The organism is Pradoshia sp. Z6_59, assembly GCF_058267515.1.
This window is the reverse complement of record NZ_JBZCPP010000009.1, coordinates 107,949-126,476: the sequence shown is the minus strand read 5'-3', so window position 1 is coordinate 126,476 and position 18,528 is coordinate 107,949. Positions and strand designations below refer to the sequence as shown.

Annotated in this window: 19 protein-coding genes and 1 tRNA gene; 3 read left to right on the top strand and 17 right to left on the bottom strand. The window is 38.7% G+C overall.

What is annotated here, in order from left to right:
* Positions 1-105: 105 nt before the first annotated feature.
* Positions 106-1,323: an NAD(P)/FAD-dependent oxidoreductase gene (locus AC4D4B_RS11455; protein ID WP_490999938.1), complete on the top strand. Its 1,218-nt coding sequence runs from the start codon at positions 106-108 to the stop codon at positions 1,321-1,323.
* Positions 1,324-1,517: 194 nt separating this feature from the next.
* Here the strand turns inward: AC4D4B_RS11455 and AC4D4B_RS11450 are convergent.
* From AC4D4B_RS11450 to AC4D4B_RS11415, 8 genes are all read right to left on the bottom strand, one after another.
* Positions 1,518-1,591: transfer RNA gene (locus tag AC4D4B_RS11450), tRNA-Arg, on the bottom strand.
* Between the two features lie 174 nt (positions 1,592-1,765).
* On the bottom strand, positions 1,766-2,278 hold the full coding sequence (locus tag AC4D4B_RS11445) for a metallophosphoesterase family protein (RefSeq protein WP_490996489.1): 513 nt from the start codon (positions 2,276-2,278) through the stop codon (positions 1,766-1,768).
* Positions 2,275-2,880, bottom strand: a complete 606-nt coding sequence (locus tag AC4D4B_RS11440) for an XTP/dITP diphosphatase (protein WP_490999937.1) — start codon at positions 2,878-2,880, stop codon at positions 2,275-2,277. Before AC4D4B_RS11440 ends, AC4D4B_RS11445 begins: the two co-directional genes overlap by 4 nt.
* A gap of 46 nt (positions 2,881-2,926) precedes the next feature.
* The gene (rph, locus tag AC4D4B_RS11435; RefSeq protein ID WP_490996487.1) at positions 2,927-3,664 is read right to left on the bottom strand and encodes a ribonuclease PH; all 738 of its coding nucleotides are present in this window, start codon (positions 3,662-3,664) and stop codon (positions 2,927-2,929) included.
* Positions 3,665-3,807: 143 nt separating this feature from the next.
* The gene (locus AC4D4B_RS11430) at positions 3,808-4,899 is read right to left on the bottom strand and encodes a GerMN domain-containing protein (protein ID WP_490999936.1); all 1,092 of its coding nucleotides are present in this window, start codon (positions 4,897-4,899) and stop codon (positions 3,808-3,810) included.
* Positions 4,900-5,062: 163 nt separating this feature from the next.
* The gene (gene racE / locus AC4D4B_RS11425) at positions 5,063-5,884 is read right to left on the bottom strand and encodes a glutamate racemase (protein ID WP_490999935.1); all 822 of its coding nucleotides are present in this window, start codon (positions 5,882-5,884) and stop codon (positions 5,063-5,065) included.
* Positions 5,885-6,165: 281 nt separating this feature from the next.
* Positions 6,166-6,390 (bottom strand): helix-turn-helix domain-containing protein, encoded by a 225-nt coding sequence (locus AC4D4B_RS11420; protein WP_066108719.1) that lies wholly within the window; start codon positions 6,388-6,390, stop codon positions 6,166-6,168.
* Positions 6,391-6,509: 119 nt separating this feature from the next.
* The gene (locus AC4D4B_RS11415; protein WP_066108722.1) at positions 6,510-6,980 is read right to left on the bottom strand and encodes an acyl-CoA thioesterase; all 471 of its coding nucleotides are present in this window, start codon (positions 6,978-6,980) and stop codon (positions 6,510-6,512) included.
* Positions 6,981-7,327: 347 nt separating this feature from the next.
* Between AC4D4B_RS11415 and AC4D4B_RS11410 the strand changes: the two genes are divergently transcribed.
* On the top strand, positions 7,328-8,047 hold the full coding sequence (locus tag AC4D4B_RS11410; protein WP_490999934.1) for an alpha/beta fold hydrolase: 720 nt from the start codon (positions 7,328-7,330) through the stop codon (positions 8,045-8,047).
* 180 nt (positions 8,048-8,227) lie between these two features.
* On the opposite strand, the gene sdhB is transcribed toward AC4D4B_RS11410, so the two are convergent.
* From sdhB to AC4D4B_RS11395, 3 genes are read right to left on the bottom strand one after another with little or no spacing between them, the layout of a single operon-like run.
* Entirely contained in the window at positions 8,228-8,989 is a 762-nt protein-coding gene (gene sdhB / locus AC4D4B_RS11405; RefSeq protein ID WP_066108725.1) for a succinate dehydrogenase iron-sulfur subunit, read from the bottom strand.
* 2 nt (positions 8,990-8,991) lie between these two features.
* Positions 8,992-10,752, bottom strand: a complete 1,761-nt coding sequence (gene sdhA / locus AC4D4B_RS11400) for a succinate dehydrogenase flavoprotein subunit (protein WP_066108728.1) — start codon at positions 10,750-10,752, stop codon at positions 8,992-8,994.
* A gap of 57 nt (positions 10,753-10,809) precedes the next feature.
* The gene (locus AC4D4B_RS11395) at positions 10,810-11,427 is read right to left on the bottom strand and encodes a succinate dehydrogenase cytochrome b558 subunit (protein WP_490996482.1); all 618 of its coding nucleotides are present in this window, start codon (positions 11,425-11,427) and stop codon (positions 10,810-10,812) included.
* A gap of 406 nt (positions 11,428-11,833) precedes the next feature.
* Between AC4D4B_RS11395 and AC4D4B_RS11390 the strand changes: the two genes are divergently transcribed.
* Positions 11,834-12,295, top strand: coding sequence for a YslB family protein (locus tag AC4D4B_RS11390; protein ID WP_490996481.1), 462 nt, complete (start codon positions 11,834-11,836; stop codon positions 12,293-12,295).
* A gap of 469 nt (positions 12,296-12,764) precedes the next feature.
* On the opposite strand, the gene uvrC is transcribed toward AC4D4B_RS11390, so the two are convergent.
* The 6 genes from uvrC to fadR all read right to left on the bottom strand — a co-directional run bounded on the left by uvrC (position 12,765) and on the right by fadR (position 18,508).
* Complete coding sequence (gene uvrC, locus AC4D4B_RS11385; protein ID WP_490996478.1) at positions 12,765-14,552, bottom strand: excinuclease ABC subunit UvrC; 1,788 nt, start codon at positions 14,550-14,552, stop codon at positions 12,765-12,767.
* Between the two features lie 128 nt (positions 14,553-14,680).
* Complete coding sequence (gene trxA / locus AC4D4B_RS11380) at positions 14,681-14,995, bottom strand: thioredoxin (protein ID WP_490996477.1); 315 nt, start codon at positions 14,993-14,995, stop codon at positions 14,681-14,683.
* 182 nt (positions 14,996-15,177) lie between these two features.
* Positions 15,178-16,155, bottom strand: coding sequence for an electron transfer flavoprotein subunit alpha/FixB family protein (locus AC4D4B_RS11375; protein WP_139892817.1), 978 nt, complete (start codon positions 16,153-16,155; stop codon positions 15,178-15,180).
* Positions 16,156-16,216: 61 nt separating this feature from the next.
* A complete protein-coding gene (locus AC4D4B_RS11370; RefSeq protein ID WP_066108751.1) occupies positions 16,217-16,990 on the bottom strand; it encodes an electron transfer flavoprotein subunit beta/FixA family protein in 774 nt (257 codons plus the stop codon).
* A 126-nt stretch (positions 16,991-17,116) separates the two neighbouring features.
* A complete protein-coding gene (locus AC4D4B_RS11365) occupies positions 17,117-17,890 on the bottom strand; it encodes an enoyl-CoA hydratase (RefSeq protein ID WP_490999933.1) in 774 nt (257 codons plus the stop codon).
* 36 nt (positions 17,891-17,926) lie between these two features.
* Entirely contained in the window at positions 17,927-18,508 is a 582-nt protein-coding gene (fadR, locus tag AC4D4B_RS11360) for a fatty acid metabolism transcriptional regulator FadR (protein WP_490996473.1), read from the bottom strand.
* Between the last annotated feature and the right edge of the window lie 20 nt (positions 18,509-18,528).

The window sequence follows — 18,528 nt, the reverse complement described above, 5'->3', positions numbered from 1 at the left end:
TTACTTACACTTCACTCTATATAATAACCCACGCGTTAATACGGGAATATTTTCATTTCCACCGGGAATTCTATGCGAAACATCTCTATAAAAGGAGCACGGATTATGAACCTGCAGAGTGGCAAATATTATTGGCAAACAACCTATCCAAATCCTCCTGTATATCCATCGTTGGAGGAAGATATACTTTGTGACGTTCTTATTGTTGGCGGAGGAAGTTCAGGGGCGCAGTGTGCTTATCTCTTAAGGGACAAAGGACTTAAAGTAGCAGTAGTTGATAAACGAAGAATTGGTACCGGCAGCACAATGACTAACACCGCCCTCCTTCAATACTTAGGAGATAAGATGTTGTTCGAGTTGGTCAATTCCTTTGGGGAAGAATCAGCCATTTACCATACAAAATTATGCGAGCAAGCCATTTCTGAAATTGAAGAAACCTCGAAAAAACTAAATATTGATTCCGAGTTTACACGAAGGGATAGCCTCTATTATGCCAGTGACCCACAAGGAGAAACTAAGTTACAAAATGAATATGATTATTTGATAAAGCACGACTTCCCTGTCGATCTGCTTAACGAAAGCCAAATTAAAGAGCGTTACCCATTTTCTAAGCAATCAGCCTTGTACATCCATAGTGATGGCGAAATCAATCCATTTAAATATAATCACGGTCTGATTCAAGCAGCCCATCAAGAGGGTGTACACATATTTGAAGACACAAAAATAACTGGCAAAAAATTTAATAAGGATTTTGCTACATTTTATACGGATCGCAATCATTCCATCACAGCGAAGCATGTCATCATTGCAGCCGGATATGAAGGGCTCGAATTTAAAAAAGATAAGGATTGTCTTCTGACCAGTTCATATGCTGTTATCACTAAACCGGTTGAAAATCTTCAGCAATCTGAATGGTATAAACAAACATTAATTTGGGAAACAGCACGCCCATATATCTATATGCGCACAACTGCAGATAATCGGATTATCATTGGAGGACTTGACGAAAACACAATCTATCCTGAGAATCGTGATTCAAAAATTATTCATAAAAAGACGAAGCTTATTGAAGAATTTAATAAGCTCTTTCCCGATATAAAAGCTGAACCAGAATATTATCTTGGAGCCTTCTATGGCGGGACACATGATGGACTTCCTCTTATCGGTCAATATGACGAATTTCCACACTGCCATTTTCAATTTGCCTATGGAGATAACGGACTTGTCTATAGCACTATCTTGTCTAAAATCATCACGGATATCATCACAAAAGGTTCCCATCCAGCCTTTAACTTATATAGTCAGAAACGGAGGGAAAGGTAATCCAAATAGGTTATCTTTGTGATTACAATACAATATTCAATGTAAAATAGGAAAAAAACGTCTTTAAAAGGTTTTGCCTCTTTCTTTAATTAACGGGCTTAGAAGCGAATTTGTTTTATAATTCTAGCTTCCTATTTATTAGATTTAGAAAGCACAAAAAAACCTCTTATGAAAATAAGAGGTTTTTTTAATAGCGTCCCAGGAGAGATTCGAACTCCCGACCGACGGCTTAGAAGGCCGTTGCTCTATCCAGCTGAGCTACTGGGACATGTTTTTATTTTTTCAAGTTGTCCTTAACGACATTTATTATTATATAATCACTTTATTTATAAGTCAATAACTTTTTTGAAAAAGTTTTTTATCTTTTTAAAAGTGAAGGGAAGGGAACTCACAAATCCTGATCTGTATATTCCCTTCACTTACTATACAACTTTTTTTCGATTTAGGAAAGTGTTGTTTTCAATTGCCAGCCTGGTAATTTTTCCCCCGACATTGTGTAAAAATCAACGATTGCATTCTGACCTTGTTTTTCGAGAATCACATAGGTTTTATACTGACTTCCTCTTGGCAGACGAATACTGCCGGGATTAATATACAGGCAGTCATCAATTTTTTCTGCACCTGCTATATGAGAGTGGCCAAAACAGATAACATTCGCACCAACCTCTTTCCCCTTCAAGCTAATATTCATCAACGTAGATTTGATATTGTATAAATGCCCATGTGTCACAAGTATTGACCAGTCTTCAAGATGTGCAATTAAATCCTCCGGAAAGTCCTCTCCGAAATCACAATTACCGCGTACAGTTTGATAATACTGAATTACTTGATCATCACGAGATAATTCTGAATCCCCGCAATGTATAAACAGATCGACCTCTTCTTTATGTCTTTCATGCAAAACGTCCAATTCTTCCAGTAAGCCATGGCTATCACTGACAATTAAACATTTCATAGGTATTCCACTACTTTTTCATTTAGTACTTTCTCTAATTCTTTTAAAGCATTCGCTCGATGGCTGATTCTGTTTTTCTCCTCTGCTTCGAGGTTCGCCATCGTTGTTTGTTTTTCCGGCACAAAGAAAATAGGATCATATCCGAAGCCATTTTCACCATCCGGCGCGTCAGCGATGATTCCCTCACATGTTCCGGAAACTGTGATAGGATCCATCTTTGGACCGACAAGTGCTATTGCACAATAAAAACGGGCAGTTCGTTTTTCTTGCGGGACACCCTTCAGCTCATTAAGAACCTTCTCATAATTAGCTCTATCATCTTTTTCGGAACCTGCATACCTTGCAGAAAAAATACCCGGACGTCCATCCAATGCATCAATGACCAAGCCAGAATCATCAGACAAAACAGGCATATTCATAAGCGCGGAAATAGCGTTAGCCTTCAAAAGGGCATTTTCTTCAAATGTACTTCCTGTCTCTTCAACATCAATCGCATTCTCAATATCCAATAGGGTAATGACCTTAATCCCTTTCGGGGAAAATAATGCTTCAAATTCTTTTGCTTTACCTTTATTTTTGGTTGCAATTAAAACGGTATTCATATTCACCTTCTCCTCCCAAGAGAAAAATCGTATAAATTGGTACGCTTTACTGAATTTTAGCTGCTATATCTCCCAATGCCTCTTGCTGTACAGTAAATAATTGCTGTAAACCTTCACTTGCAAGGTCAAGTAATTCATTTAATTGATGTCTGGAGAAAGTAGCTTCTTCACCGGTTCCCTGAAGCTCCACAAATTCTTCTGCGCCTGTCATAATGACATTCATATCAACCAAAGCCTTAGAGTCTTCATGATAATTCAAATCAAGAACCGCTCCAAGCTCCTCAACCATCCCAACGGACGTGGCAGCCAGATAGTTTTTAATCGGATAGGAGCTAATTTTTCCTGCCTCCTGAAGCTTATCGAGCGCAATCGCCATTGCAACAAATGCACCTGTAATCGAAGCTGTTCTTGTTCCTCCATCTGCCTGAATCACATCACAATCAATCCAGATTGTTTTTTCTCCAAGCGCTTCCAAATCGACTACTGCACGTAATGCGCGCCCAATTAAACGCTGGATTTCCATCGTACGTCCAGTAACTTTCCCTTTAGTTGATTCTCGCATCGTCCTTTGCTCTGTTGCACGAGGCAGCATTGAATATTCTGCCGTAATCCACCCTTTGCCTTCTCCGCGCATAAATGGCGGTACACGGTCATCTACACTGGCTGTACAAATCACCTTTGTATCACCGACACTGATTAACACCGAACCTTCCGGGTGTTTAATATAATTTGTTTCTATATGTACGGGTCTTAATTCATTCTTCTTCCGACCATCAAATCTCATAGGTACCTCCTAAATGTATACATCATGCTTAGTTTAGCATACCCTAATTCAATAAAAAAGCACCCTGTCCAAACAATATTGCCATTTATGTCCAAATTAAAACAAGCAAGCTCCTATACGGAACTTGCCCATCTTTTTCACTATTAGTATTTACCTGTATTAACGGTTTCCGGTCGTGTTACCGGTTCCGATAGCTTCTTGCCATCTTCCTTCAGAAGCTCACCCTCGCCATTTACCTGAATCGCCACTTTCTTTATATCTTTTTGCTCAGTCAGAGAAAGCACCAGTTCATTTAATAAATGGCCGGATACTATTTTCTCCTCCCCATCAAAGCTTGAATAAATAGATTCATTAAAATTAAGCGTAACCACGCCATCCTCTATTTTAGGTTCCTCGACTAATGCAACATCAGGTCTGAACTCCGTAACAAGCGGTGAGGAATAACCCGGACCTTTAATCAGGCTGCTGACTACGGCTTCTACATGATCTTTTTCTTGATTACTGATTCTTTTTGTCACTGGTACATAATAATAGTTATCTGTTTCACCGGACATATAGTAAACCGTTACAGGGCGTGTATTCATAATATCGGTCGTGTCTGTATGATCGTTATTGATTCCCATTAATCTTGATGTTCCGTTTTGTATGGCTGTTTTATTAACAGGCATCTCCTTTAATGCTTGCCCTTCAATTTGTAATTTTACTTTATCCACTTTATCAAATTGCGTTAACGTCCAAGTCACTGACTCCAGGATTTTCGTTTCATCCTCTTTTTTATATTCCTTAAACTCTTTAGAAAAATCTACGGTGGCTACTCCATCCTTAATGTCTACACTTTTAACAGCAGTATCTGCCGGTAAAACTGCTTTGAATCCATTCGGAAGCATTTGTGATACCGGGCCGTTCGTCACTAAATATTCCACCGCCTGCTTGGCTACACTTTCTGTATTAGGCAATGGAATGGTTTGTGGCACAATATATCCATTTGCATCCATTAAGTATAATTCCGTTTGAACCTTTAATGCCTCTTCATTCTTTCCTGCCTCTTCATTGGTGTTAACACCCTCCTGGCTGACAACTTCTTCTTCACCCTCTGCCTGCTCCTTCAAATACGTAACATCCTGAGGCGGATCAATTTCTTCTTTTTTTGGTAAATCGAACAAGCCGCAGCCTGACACTAAAACAGATGATATAAGTACCGAAGCAACCAATGTTGATTTCTTTCGTAAAGGCATACACCATTCCTCCTAAGACTGTTTGTACTACATATATACGGGGCTTGGCTCATTTTATACCTTTAAAGGCAGAAAAAATTATGTATTCAAAAAAACCTTGCACAATCTTAGCGAAGTATTTTCATACTTAAAATTGTGCAAGGTTTTTTTATAAGTTGCTTTTCTATTCTCCATCTACCATCTGATTAAGCGTAGCATGTTCAACTGTTTCTACTGCTTCACCAAGCCAGGCGTAAGCAATAGATTTAAACATTCTTCTGGAGCCGGTAGTATAGAAATTGTAGGTTGGCTGAGGTGTTTCCCTATTTAGCATGCCAGCATGCTCCAATAATACACTTGCCTCTCTGGCCGTTTCTTCCCCTGATGATATAACCGTCACATAGGATCCCATATAATTTGAAATAGGTTCTGTTAGCAATGGGTAATGTGTACATCCCAAAATCAATGTATCCATGCTCCTATTTTTCAAGGGCTTTAATGTTTCAGCCACAATTTTTTTAGCAATTGCACTGTTCCATTCACCGCTTTCTACCAGAGGAACAAATTTGGGACATGCCAAGCTTTCTATGTGTACCTTTGGATGAATGCTCAATAACGCCTTATTATATGCTTTACTGCGCACTGTTCCTTCTGTACCAATAATACCGATGTTTCTTGACTTTGATACATCAATCGCCGCCCTGGCCCCCGGCTGAATAACACCTAAAACCGGAATTGGCAGGCTTGCCCTCATTTCCTCAAGTACGGCAGCCGTCGCGGTATTACAAGCTATAATTAACATTTTAATATTCTTCTTCAAAAGGAAATGAGCCATTTCCCATGTAAACTTTCGAACTTCCTCCATTGGTCTGGGCCCATATGGACATCTGGCTGTATCACCAAGATATATTAAATTTTCATTTGGAAGCTGCCTGATAAATTCTTTAAAAACCGTTAATCCGCCAACTCCCGAATCAATAAGTCCTATTGGGTTTTCTCTATCCAAATCAGATCGCCTCTATCTATCTTTTGCTTGCAGCATTTTGCTCTATTATTTAAACCGGACTGTATATCACTTTATCATTAGTTTATTTCTTTTCCAATCCATCACTTGGGCATAAAAATAGAGTAGTGATTCAAACCACATACTTTACATTTTACAATGACGTGTATAGTGATTTGATATTCGCTACTCTTCCTAATTTATGGACTCATAAAGGAATTGTCAAGAACAATGATAAATAGATCAATTGCTAGGCGAGCTTCTAAAAAGATCATTGAATGATCTTATAATTCCAATTCACCCATTCGAAGTAGTTCTACGACCGCTTGGGAACGGCCCTTTACGCCCAATTTTTGCATCGCATTAGATATGTGATTTCTCACAGTTTTCTCACTAATAAAGAGGTCCTTAGCGATATCTTTTGTTGTTTTGTCCTGTACCAATAACTCAAATACTTCTCTTTCTCTTTTTGTGAGTAAAGGTTTATGAGTGAAATCGTTCTCCTTCAACTATTGTAACCCTCCTTGCTACCAGCCATAACCTTAGGATTGGGTATATATTTAGTCACGATAGTGTATGTGACTGGTCTATAAGGAGTGACTATATTTAGATAAGAATGAACGTGTTTTTATGATTGAGGTTGCTTCTTCAATCCGTCATTAAACAATTCCTTCATCTCTTCTGTCCAAGCTACCGGCTTACCGCTTAATCTGGAAATTTGGACAACTGTTCCTCGACCGGTGAAGCAGGGAACCCCATCCTCCCGTAGACCAAGATAATGGATATCAACCGATGAATTGCCTATTTTATTTGCCTTAACTTTAATATTGAGTTTCTCATCGAAAAAAACCTGATGGAGAAAATCACATTGAAGATCAGCTACTACAGGAATCGTTTCATGTTTGGTATCCACCCAATCCTGCATCATGCCAAGACTTTTAAAATATTCAATCCGTGCCTGTTCAAAATACGTAAAAGGCACTGTATTGTTTAAATGCCCAAACATATCTGTCTCTGAAAATCTAACTTTAATAGAATAAGAAAAAGTAAATTCTTCTTTCCACTCTTCCATGTCTTTAATATATGCAATTTTACCCATTGGGAACACACCTCTCCATAAATATGAATGACTATTCATTCATTATACAGAAAAATCGACGAAATTGTAATTATTTTACTGGTGGATAGGTGTTTTTTGGAATTACACATTTTGAAGGTACTCAAATAGTTTTTTAATTTCTTATTCCATTTTTTTAATTTAAAATGGAAATTAAATGTAAAACATTAGCACTGTAATGTTAAACTTACGATATAAAGTTGATTCCTCCCACTGCTTTACAACAAAAGATATTTAATTTACTCCGTAAAAATATCCTACACAGATTATACATATCTTGAGAATCATCCTTTCAACTAATACATTCTAAAATAAAGGAGGAAATAAATTTGATATTACATACTGAAGTTTTTGGGGATGGAGAACCTATTGTATTTCTTCATACAGGATTAGAAACCGGTTTGAATGACTTTGTGTATCAGAGAGAATATTTTAAAGATACATATAAGATCATTCTTCCAGATTTACGAGGACATGGTCATTCATTAGAAAATGATTTTAGCCATTTCTTTGAAGACTCAGCCATAGATTTAATGGAAACTCTAAATCATTTAAATATTGATGCTGCACATGTTGCGGGATGTTCATTAGGTGCCTTGGTTGGCTTTTTTTTCGCAAAGCGATTTCCCCATAAAGTGAAGAGTTTGACGGTATCAGGCATCCTGGCTGAAAAACCCACCAACTGGACGGATTTACATAAGGAAGATGTTAAATCACAGGCTGAACTATTATTAAATGAAGGTATGGTCAATTACTATGAAAGTGTACACCAAACAAATTGGAGACAATTCCTTGATTTTGCTAAGGACGAAAATTGGTATCCTTTTGAAGAAACAAAAAATCTGAATGGTATAACTTCTCCTGTTTTATATATGGTTGGTGAGGGGAATCCTGCTGAAACCAAAGGGGCAACACTGTATCCTTCTTTAAAAGCGGATGTTCACGTTTGTATTATTCCTTTTGCCTCTCACTTAGTCCACACTGAACAACCGGAATTATATTCGAAAATACTAGAGCAATTCTTAACACGAGTGAATAAAGATAAATAGGCTCATTAGATATTTTTCTATAATAACCAGTTTAGTAACTGGTCTTTTCATTAATATGTCTACAAACCTATCACATCCACTAAACGAAAAAGACCGTCTGACTATTACAGACGGCCTTTATACTAACTATATTCATTTCCCGTTATTTGCAGCCATCTAAGACTATCAAAATGAAAAGACTTAGATTTTGTCACTTCCAAAGAAATTTTTGAAAGCCTGAACATTCGTGTCCCGATTTAATGCGGCAATCGATGTTGTCAAAGGAATACCTTTCGGACAAACTTGAACACAGTTTTGGGAGTTACCGCAATCCTGAATTCCTCCGTCACCCATTAACGCATTCAGACGTTCTGCTTTTTGCATTTCACCTGTTGGATGAGCGTTAAATAGACGAACCTGTGACACAGGAGCAGGTCCAATAAAGTTGGACTTATCATTTACATTCGGGCAGGCCTCCAGGCAAACACCACAAGTCATACATTTAGATAATTCATATGCCCATTGGCGTTTTTTCTCAGCCATACGAGGTCCTGGACCTAAATCGTACGTACCATCGATAGGAATCCATGCTTTAACTTTTTTAAGTGAATCGAACATTCTGCTACGGTCTACCTGAAGGTCACGGATAACCGGGAAAGTTCGCATTGGTTCCAGTACGATTGGCTGTTCATATTGATCCACCAGTGCCGTACAGGATTGACGAGGCTTTCCATTAATGACCATGGAACAGGCACCGCAAACTTCTTCGAGACAGTTCATATCCCACGTAACCGGACTTGTTTTCTTGCCTTCTTTTGTAACTGGATTACGGCGAATTTCCATTAGTGCAGAGATGACATTCATATTTGGTCGATAGGACAACTCAAATTCTTCAAAATAAGGCTCAGAGTTCGGGTTATCCTGGCGTTGGATCTTAAACAGTACTTTACTTTCTGTAGCCATAATTAATTTGCCCCCTTGCTCTTAGAGTAGTCACGTTTACGCGGCTTAATAAGTGAGACATCAATCTCTTCATAATAAATATTTGGTGCAGACTTTCCATCAACAAAATCAGCCATTGTCGTTTTCATGAACTCTTCATCATTTCGTTCTGGGAAATCCGGTTTGTAGTGAGCACCGCGGCTTTCGTCACGCTGCAGGGCACCCAATGTGATAACGCGTGCCAGTTGAAGCATATTGTATAGCTGACGTGTGAATGATGCTCCCTGGTTGCTCCATTTTGCTGTATCGTTAATATTGATGTTTTCCCATCTTTCAAGCAGTTCCTGAATCTTTTCATCTGTTTTTTGAAGCTTGTCATTATAACGAACTACCGTTACGTTATCGGTCATCCATTCACCCAATTCTTTATGGATGGAATAAGCATTTTCTGTTCCGTTCATGGACATAATGCGATTCCATTTTTCCATTTCAGCCTTCTCATGCTGTTCATATAAAGAATCTGGTAGGGAATCAGCGTTTCTAGCAAGTCCATTTACATAGCGTACCGCATTTGGTCCTGCAACACTTCCTCCATAAATGGCGGATAGCAGGGAGTTAGCTCCTAAACGGTTAGCTCCATGCTGGGAAAAATCACATTCGCCGGCAGCAAATAATCCAGGTATTTTAGTCATTTGGTCGTTATCAATCCATAATCCACCCATAGAATAGTGGACAGCCGGGAAGATTTTCATAGGCAATTTGCGCGGATCTTCACCAGTGAATTTTTCATAGATTTCGATTATACCGCCCAATTTAATATCAAGCTCTTTAGGATCTTTATGAGATAGATCCAAGTAGACCATGTTCTCACCGTTGATTCCCAGCTTTTGATTCACGCACACATCGAAAATTTCACGTGTTGCGATATCACGAGGCACAAGATTTCCATAAGCAGGATATTTTTCTTCAAGGAAGTACCAAGGCTTGCCGTCTTTATAAGTCCAAATACGTCCGCCTTCTCCACGCGCAGACTCACTCATTAATCGAAGCTTATCATCTCCAGGGATTGCCGTTGGATGTATTTGAATAAATTCACCATTTGCATAGGTAGCACCCTGCTGATAGACAATCGCAGCTGCTGAGCCAGTGTTAATGATGGAATTCGTAGATTTACCAAAAATAATTCCAGGTCCTCCGGTTGCCATAATAACAGCATCCGCACGGAATGATTTAATTTCCATTGAGGTTAAATTTTGTGCTACAATTCCGCGGCATATCTGCTCATCATCCAGCACTGCTCCAAGGAATTCCCAGCCCTCATATTTCTGAACAAGACCCGCCACTTCATAACGACGAACCTGTTCATCCAATGCATAGAGCAATTGCTGGCCAGTAGTTGCGCCTGCAAAAGCTGTTCTATGATATTGTGTACCGCCGAAACGTCTGAAATCGAGCAATCCCTCAGGCGTACGGTTAAACATAACGCCCATACGATCAAACATATGAATGATCGAAGGAGCCGCATCACACATTGCTTTTACCTGTGGCTGGTTAGCCAGGAAGTCACCGCCATAAACGGTATCATCAAAGTGCTCCCAAGGAGAATCACCTTCACCCTTTGTATTTACCGCTCCATTAATTCCCCCTTGGGCACAAACAGAATGGGATCTTTTAACGGGTACGACTGAAAAAAGTTCTACTTTATGTCCTACTTCAGCGATTTTGATGGTAGCCATTAAACCAGCAAGACCGCCGCCGACTACGATTATATTACCTTTACTCATAAACCGACCCTCTCCTTATTAAACTAGCAGACTCACCTGCTAAGCTATTGCAATTGTTTAAGCCATGTTGATAAATGCCAGCAGTGTACGAATAGCCATAAAAGCTAAGAATACAAAAACTCCAAGAGTGATATATGTAAATATTCTTTGGGATTTTGGTGTTACGATAAGTCCCCATCTTAACGCAAATGACCATAGCCCGTTTGCAAAGTGAAATATTGCTGAAAGTACACCTACCATATAGAACGCAATCATAAATGGATTAGAAAAAATTTCAACCATCATATCCGCATTTGCTGTATCACCCAATGCGACCTGCACCCTCGTTTGCCATACATGCCAAACGATAAAAACAACAGTTACGATACCTGTGATTCTTTGTAAAGCAAACATCCAGTTACGGAAATAGCTGTAGCTTCCCACTGAATATTTCGCCGTAAATGCAATATGAAGACCTAATACAGCATGGAAAAGGATTGGTAAATAGATGACAACGATTTCCATTAAAAGCCTAAAAGGTAAATCATGCATAAATTCAGCTGCTTTGTTGAATGCTTCAGGCCCTCTTGTCGCAAAATAATTGACCAATAAATGCTCAATCAAAAAAAGCCCGATTGGTAATACCCCTAACAACGAATGTAACCTACGTAAATTAAACTCGCGACGACTCTCCATAGTTACCCTCCCTCTGAAAATGAAAAAATAAAAGTATAGCCTTGGATAAGGACTATGCCATAAATAATTGCAAGCAGGTCTTCAATATAGCTGCAATCATCTAACCCACCACCCATCTAAGATGCCAAAAACATTTTTCTGCAAAATTAATAGATGAATAGTATAAAAACAAAAATAATTCCACATATTCTTACAATTATGTGACGGTTTTATTGTACTCCTTTCAACCAAAATGCGTCAAGAAAACGGATACAGAGTTTTCCTATTTCTGCCGATAATTTGTAAATAACTGATATTTTTCTATTTCTATATATTACCTGGAAAATACTTAATAGAAAATACAACTTTACCCTTGCATCCACTCCCATATATATAGCTATAATAATGTAAGGAAAGAGGGGAAACTATGACAAAAGAAGATAAGTTAGAGTCAGAAGAAATGGCACCTGTCACTGAAAACGAGCCGTTAATACCTGCATTTGGGTATGAAATAATAAGAGAATTCCTTTTGGAAGATTTATTGGGAAAGGAAGGCCCTCAAATTCTTTATTGGGCTGGAAAACAACTCGGGAGAAGATTTCCATTATCTAGTACAGAAGAAACCATCACGTTTTTTCATGACGCCGGTTGGGGCGACCTTACGCTGGTAAAGGAAACAAAAGATGAATTAAAGTGGGAGCTTACAGGTGAATTAATCAACCGCAGATTTTCAATCAACGAAAATACCCATTTCCAATTAGAAGCAGGCTTTCTTGCCTACCAAACAGAACATCAGAGAAAAGTAGTTTCTGAAAGCTATGAGGAACAAAAAAAACGGGCAAATAAAGTATACTTCACGGTGAAAACCGACAATAAAGATACCATTTAATATGAATTGATTAAAAGGGGCTGGGACATAAGTATTTCAGTCAATGGATAAATCCGACCTATTAGGTGATATTTTAATAAATATTTCACCTAATAGGTCGGATTTTTATTTGTTTTCAATAGATTAGGTACTTCTGTATACCATTATTAAACTTAGTGTAATGGAGCGGAAGCCACCGACTCCTGCGGGAAATAGAGGAAAGGCTGAGACCCCGCAGGCGCAGCCGAGGAGGCTAAAGCCTTCCTCCCCGCGGAAAGCGAGTGGCTGTAGGCAATGGAACTTTCCAACTTAGCTCTTTAATAAGCAACAAAGTCGATAAATTAGATATCGTTCGTCTTTTCAGGATCGTTTATAAGTTATGTCCCATCCTCTTTTTTCTCTATGATTTTATTCGATTTAACATTTTTTTATATCTATTTATCTATAATAAAAAACCTGCACCATAAAATTAAAGGTGCAGGTTTTTTGGTTAGTCATTTTTTTGTTCTTCATTTAGTTTATCCAATAAAGCCTTGGTGCTTGCTTCGGGGATACCCAATTTTATAAATTCCTCAAATGCGGCTTCTTTCATCTTTTTAATCGAGCCAAAATGCTTAAGCAATACTTTCTTTCTTTTCTCTCCTATACCAGGAACTCCATCCAGGACAGATTGGAAGCTTGATTTTCCTCTAATTTGCCGATGGAAGGTAATTGCAAATCGGTGAACCTCATCCTGTATTCGCTGCAAAAGATAAAACTCTTGACTGGTCCTGCCTAAAGGAACTATTTCTAAAGGGTTTCCGTATAGCAGTACGGAAGTCTTATGTTTATCATCCTTAGCCAAACCTGCTACAGGAATCTCCATTCCGTATTCATCCTCGATTACTTCGCGAACTGCCTCAATATGTCCCTTGCCTCCATCAACTATGATTAAATCCGGCCAGGGGAGGTTCTCTCGAAGTACGCGGGCATATCTTCTTCTGACGACTTCTCGCATGGAATCGTAGTCATTCGGACCGATTACGGTTTTAATTTTATATTTCCGGTATTCCTTTCGTTCAGGTTTCCCATCAATAAACACAACCATCGCAGAGACAGGATCAACACCCTGAATATTCGAGTTATCGAAAGCCTCAATTCGATGAGGTGTATGAATCCCCATGATTTCTCCTAAGTTTTCAATCGCTTTAATCGTACGTTCTTCATCTCTTTCTATTAAAGAGAACTTCTCCTGCAAGGCGATTTTTGCATTTTTAACAGCAAGTTTAACCAAATCTTTCTTTGCTCCACGTTTAGGCTGCGCCACTTTCACATCAAGAAGTCCTTCAGCTAATTCTATATCAATATCATCCGTGAGGAGTACTTCACGTGGTTTAAAATGATTTGGCTTAGAATAAAATTGCCCCAAGAAGGTCAATAGCTCATCAGCAGGATCATCATATAAAGGGAATAACGAGACATCTCTCTCAATCAGCTTTCCTTGTCGGACAAAAAAGACTTGGACACACATCCAACCTTTATCAACTGCATATCCAAATATATCCCGGTCCGTTAAATCGCTGAATACAATTTTTTGTTTTTCCATTGTTGCTTCAATATGCGCGATTTGATCCCTTAATTCCTTAGCCCGTTCAAAGTCCAATTCTTCTGATGCTTTATACATATTATCCTGCAAATCTTTCTTGATATCCTTAAAACCACCATTTAAAAACTTTGTAATTTCATCTGTAATTTGTTTATATTCATCTTCCCTGACCGTCTTTTCACATGGTGCCAGGCATTGTCCAATATGATAATACAAGCATGCTTTAGCCGGTAAGGTTGTGCACTTTCTGAGTGGATACAGCCGGTCTAACAGCTTTTTAGTTTCATTGGCTGCATATACATTCGGATATGGCCCAAAGTACTTACCTTTATCTTTTTTTACGTTTCTTGTAATGATTAATCGAGGATGCCTTTCCGAAGTGATCTTGATAAACGGAAAGCTTTTATCATCCTTCAGCATGATATTGTATTTTGGATCATATTTTTTTATTAGATTCATTTCTAATATGAGTGCTTCCATATTAGAAGAGGTTACGATATACTCAAAATCCTCAATCTCCGATACAAGTCGCTGGGTTTTTCCATCATGAGAACCAGTAAAATAGGAACGAACCCTATTTTTTAGAACTTTCGCTTTCCCCACATATATAACAACATTTTGTCGGTCCTTCATTAGGTAACAACCCGGCTGATCGGGTAACAAGCTAAGCTTATCTTTTATATGTTGATTCAAAAGGGTCCCCCCTCTACTTAAAGTTTAAGTTTCTATATATTATAAACGGATTTTACAATTAAAGGAGGTTTTAATACTTTCCAAAAGAAAAAAGACTCCGGTCGTCCGAAGTCTTTTTACATTAAACCTTAAGAATGCTTGGAAATCAAGTTAACAAGTGCTTCTTTCGGTTGGAATCCGATTACTTTATCTACCACTTCTCCATCTTTAAACAGAACAAGTGTAGGAATACTCATGACACCAAATTTAACAGCAGTTTCTTGATTTTCGTCTACATCTAGTTTAACGATTTTAACTTTGCCATCTAATTCAGCATCAATTTCTTCTAAAACAGGTGCGATCATTTTGCAAGGTCCACACCAAGGTGCCCAAAAATCAGCTAAAACCAAGCCTTCGCCTGTTTCTGTTACGAATGTTTGATCTGATACATTTGAAATTGCCATGTTTATTACCTCCTAGTAGGTTACATTAAGTAAACTATAAGTGGAGTATACCACTGTTCTATATAGGATGGCTACTGTCCTGCTTAATTATCCTGAATTTCAAAAAAATGGATTTATACAACTTACCTTTTATGTTTAAAAACAGGATGGCTTTTGCCACCCTGTTTACCCAAAATATGGACTTAGGATTTTACAAGAAGATTTTTGAACTCTTCTGTTAATAAAGGAACTACATCAAATAAATCGCCAACAATTCCGTAATCAGCTACTTTAAAAATATTAGCCTCAGGATCTTTATTGATCGCTACAATTACTTTGGAGTTAGACATACCGGCTAAATGCTGGATTGCTCCGGAAATACCACAAGCAATATACAGATCCGGTGTCACGACCTTACCTGTTTGGCCAATTTGCAGAGAATAATCACAGTATTCGGCGTCACATGCTCCGCGAGATGCTCCAACAGCACCTCCCAGAACGTTGGCCAATTCTTTTAGTGGTTCAAAGCCTTCTTCGCTTTTTACTCCCCGTCCACCGGCAACAATTACTTTAGCTTCTGACAGGTCAACTCCCTCAGTTGCTTTACGTAATACTTCCTTAATAACAGTACGTAAATCTTTGATATCTACAGATATAGTTGAAACATCCCCCGTACGGGAAGGATCATGCTCAAGTGGATCAATATTATTTGGTCGAATTGTAGCAAATACTAGTCCATCTGTTACAATTCTCTTTTCAAATGCTTTACCAGAGTAGATTGGACGTGTGAAGACGATATTTCCGCCTGCCTCTTCTACACCAATCGCATCTGAAATTAGACCGGAACTTAATTTACCAGCAACACGCGGCGCCAGGTCTTTTCCCAATGAAGTATGGCCGAAAATAAGTCCGTCAGGAGATTCTTGATCAATCACAGCTAACAAGGCTTGAGTATAACCGTCTGATGAATACTGTTTTAGCTGTTCATTCTCAACAGCGATAACACGGTCAGCTCCATAATGAATTAATTCCATCCCAATCTCTGTAACAGACTCTCCAAATATAACACCTACAACTTCTCCGCCCTCAGCAACTGTCTTAGCTGCAGCGATTGCTTCAAAGGATACATTACGAAGAGAAGACTCTCTTGTTTCACCTAAAACTAAAATCTTTCTAGACATAATTTTACCTCCCGTTATTTTCCCTTTGTGTTCGTTGCTATCTATCACTATCACCGTTTATTTAAATTACCTTTGCTTCCGTACGAAGCAGATTAACCAGTTCCTTTACTTGGTCAGGAATTTCCCCTTGTAAAACTTTACCGGCATCTTTCTTAGGAGGCAGATAAATTTCAATACTCTTCGTTTTAGCTTCTACATCATCTTCTTCAAGATCAAGGTCATCCAGTTCCAATTCCTCAAGCGGCTTTTTCTTCGCTTTCATAATCCCTGGTAAGGATGGATAACGCGGCTCGTTCAAGCCTTGTTGGGCCGTAATTAATAAAGGCAGAGAAGTTTCAATAATCTCAGAATCCCCTTCAACATCTCTGGTAACGGTTACATTTTCGCCGTTAATTTCAAGTTTAGTAACAGTAGTTACATAAGGGATATCGAGTAAACCGGCTACACGCGGTCCTACCTGACCGGAACCTCCATCAATAGCCACATTCCCTCCAATAATCAAATCAACCTCTTGTTCTTTTAAATACTCTGCTAATATTTTAGAAGTTGTATATTGGTCTCCATCTTCCACATCATCTTCAATATTTATAAGAACTGCCTTATCAGCTCCCATTGCAAGTGCAGTTCTTAGCTCTTTCTCTGCATCTTCTCCGCCGACTGTCACAACAGTCACTTCGCCGCCCTGTGCATCACGCACCTGGATAGCTTCCTCCACTGCATACTCATCGTACGGGTTAATGATAAACTCAGCGCCATCTTCTTGAATACGGCCGTTTGATAATGAAATTTTCTCCTCTGTATCAAATGTCCTTTTTAGCAAAACATAGATATTCATGTATTGCCCTCCTATAGTTCGTATTAATTTTGAAGATTGAGAAAACTAAATATATATAACTCCTACTCTCTGAAGCTCCCACTCAAAGAGAAGAGGTTACTCACAAAATGATTCGCTATTGACCGTCTATTTTCCTTTAAAAATCGGCAAACGTTTTTCTAAAAATGCATGAATCCCCTCTTTAGCATCTTCAGTGACAAAGATTTTGCCAAATTGGATAGCTTCCTCATCTACTCCTTTGTAATATTGTTCATGCTTAGAGTAGTTAATAAGGTGGATGGCTTTCTCAAGTGCAATTGGGCTTTTTCCTGCAATTTTACCGGCAATCTCTTTTACGGCATCCATTAACTCTTCATCCTTGAAGGCTTTGTTCGCAAGTCCTGCTTCAACAGCCTCGAAACCAGAAATAGGTTCAGATGTGAACATCATCTCTGCAGCTTTGGCTGCTCCCACATAACGAGTGAGCCTTTGAGTGCCAGCAAAACCAGGAATAAGACCCAGCTGCAGCTCTGGCAATCCAAGCTTAGCTCTTTCAGTTACATATCGCAGATGGCAAGACATAGCGAGCTCAAGTCCACCTCCCAATGCAGCACCGTGAATAGCAGCTATGACCGGTTTTTTGAACTGTTCAATCCTTTCAAATAAATCCTGGCCTCTTTTAGACAGAGTAGAAAAATCTTCTTCGGATGTAACTGTCGTGAATTCTTTAATATCTGCACCCGCTGAGAAAAATTTTCCCTCTCCATATAGGACAACAACCCGAACATCTTCGTTTTCTTCAATCGAATCAAACATGGCGGATAAATCTTCAAGAAGATCAGAAGCCAGTGCGTTAGCCGGTGGCCTATTTATAGAGACATAGGCCACCTGATTCTCCTCATATACTCGTAATGTCTTCATCTGTATTACCCCTTTTTTGTATCATGGTTATCTCATTCAAGCACCCAATCCCTTGATAATCAAATGATGAACTGGTTCAGCTTGCTTATTAAGATCATATTTTTGCTCGTTCATCACCCAAGTTGTAACGATTTCATCCAGTGTACCAAATACCATATGACGAGCCAGACGAACATCCAGATTATCTTGGAATTCACCTTGTTCAATTCCTGTAACTAAAATGGAATCAACAAGCTTTAAATATCCTTTAAGAACATCATTAATTTTATAACGTATCTCTTTATTGGATTGCCGTAATTCCAACTGTGTAACGATAGCCAAATGCTTATCCTCAGAAAGAATCTCAAAATGTTTGCGCACCAGCACCAGCATTTTTTCAGTTGCACTGGATACCCGTTCCATCTCTTCTTCAATACTGGATATGAAACTTCCCAGTTTATCCTGGAACATGGAAATCAAAATATCTTCTTTATTTTTGAAATACAAATAAATCGTACCATCTGCTACACCCGCCTGCTTTGCTATCTTGGAGACTTGTGCTTGATGGTAGCCGTTTTCCGCAATAACAATCACGGCTGCATCAATAATCTGTTTGTATTTTGGGCGGTCTTTTTTCATTATCATTCTTCCTCCTCTAA

Bases quoted from the DNA above. Each gene is read 5' to 3' on its own strand.
- AC4D4B_RS11455 (WP_490999938.1), top strand. From the start codon at position 106: ATGAACCTGCAGAGTGGCAAATATTATTGGCAAACAACCTATCCAAAT.
- AC4D4B_RS11445 (WP_490996489.1), bottom strand. From the start codon at position 2,278: ATGAAATGTTTAATTGTCAGTGATAGCCATGGCTTACTGGAAGAATTG.
- AC4D4B_RS11440 (WP_490999937.1), bottom strand. From the start codon at position 2,880: ATGAATACCGTTTTAATTGCAACCAAAAATAAAGGTAAAGCAAAAGAA.
- rph (WP_490996487.1), bottom strand. From the start codon at position 3,664: ATGAGATTTGATGGTCGGAAGAAGAATGAATTAAGACCCGTACATATA.
- AC4D4B_RS11430 (WP_490999936.1), bottom strand. From the start codon at position 4,899: ATGCCTTTACGAAAGAAATCAACATTGGTTGCTTCGGTACTTATATCA.
- AC4D4B_RS11415 (WP_066108722.1), bottom strand. From the start codon at position 6,980: ATGGGTAAAATTGCATATATTAAAGACATGGAAGAGTGGAAAGAAGAA.
- sdhB (WP_066108725.1), bottom strand. From the start codon at position 8,989: ATGGCTACAGAAAGTAAAGTACTGTTTAAGATCCAACGCCAGGATAAC.
- sdhA (WP_066108728.1), bottom strand. From the start codon at position 10,752: ATGAGTAAAGGTAATATAATCGTAGTCGGCGGCGGTCTTGCTGGTTTA.
- AC4D4B_RS11395 (WP_490996482.1), bottom strand. From the start codon at position 11,427: ATGGAGAGTCGTCGCGAGTTTAATTTACGTAGGTTACATTCGTTGTTA.
- AC4D4B_RS11390 (WP_490996481.1), top strand. From the start codon at position 11,834: ATGACAAAAGAAGATAAGTTAGAGTCAGAAGAAATGGCACCTGTCACT.
- trxA (WP_490996477.1), bottom strand. From the start codon at position 14,995: ATGGCAATTTCAAATGTATCAGATCAAACATTCGTAACAGAAACAGGC.
- AC4D4B_RS11375 (WP_139892817.1), bottom strand. From the start codon at position 16,155: ATGTCTAGAAAGATTTTAGTTTTAGGTGAAACAAGAGAGTCTTCTCTT.
- AC4D4B_RS11370 (WP_066108751.1), bottom strand. From the start codon at position 16,990: ATGAATATCTATGTTTTGCTAAAAAGGACATTTGATACAGAGGAGAAA.
- AC4D4B_RS11365 (WP_490999933.1), bottom strand. From the start codon at position 17,890: ATGAAGACATTACGAGTATATGAGGAGAATCAGGTGGCCTATGTCTCT.
- fadR (WP_490996473.1), bottom strand. From the start codon at position 18,508: ATGAAAAAAGACCGCCCAAAATACAAACAGATTATTGATGCAGCCGTG.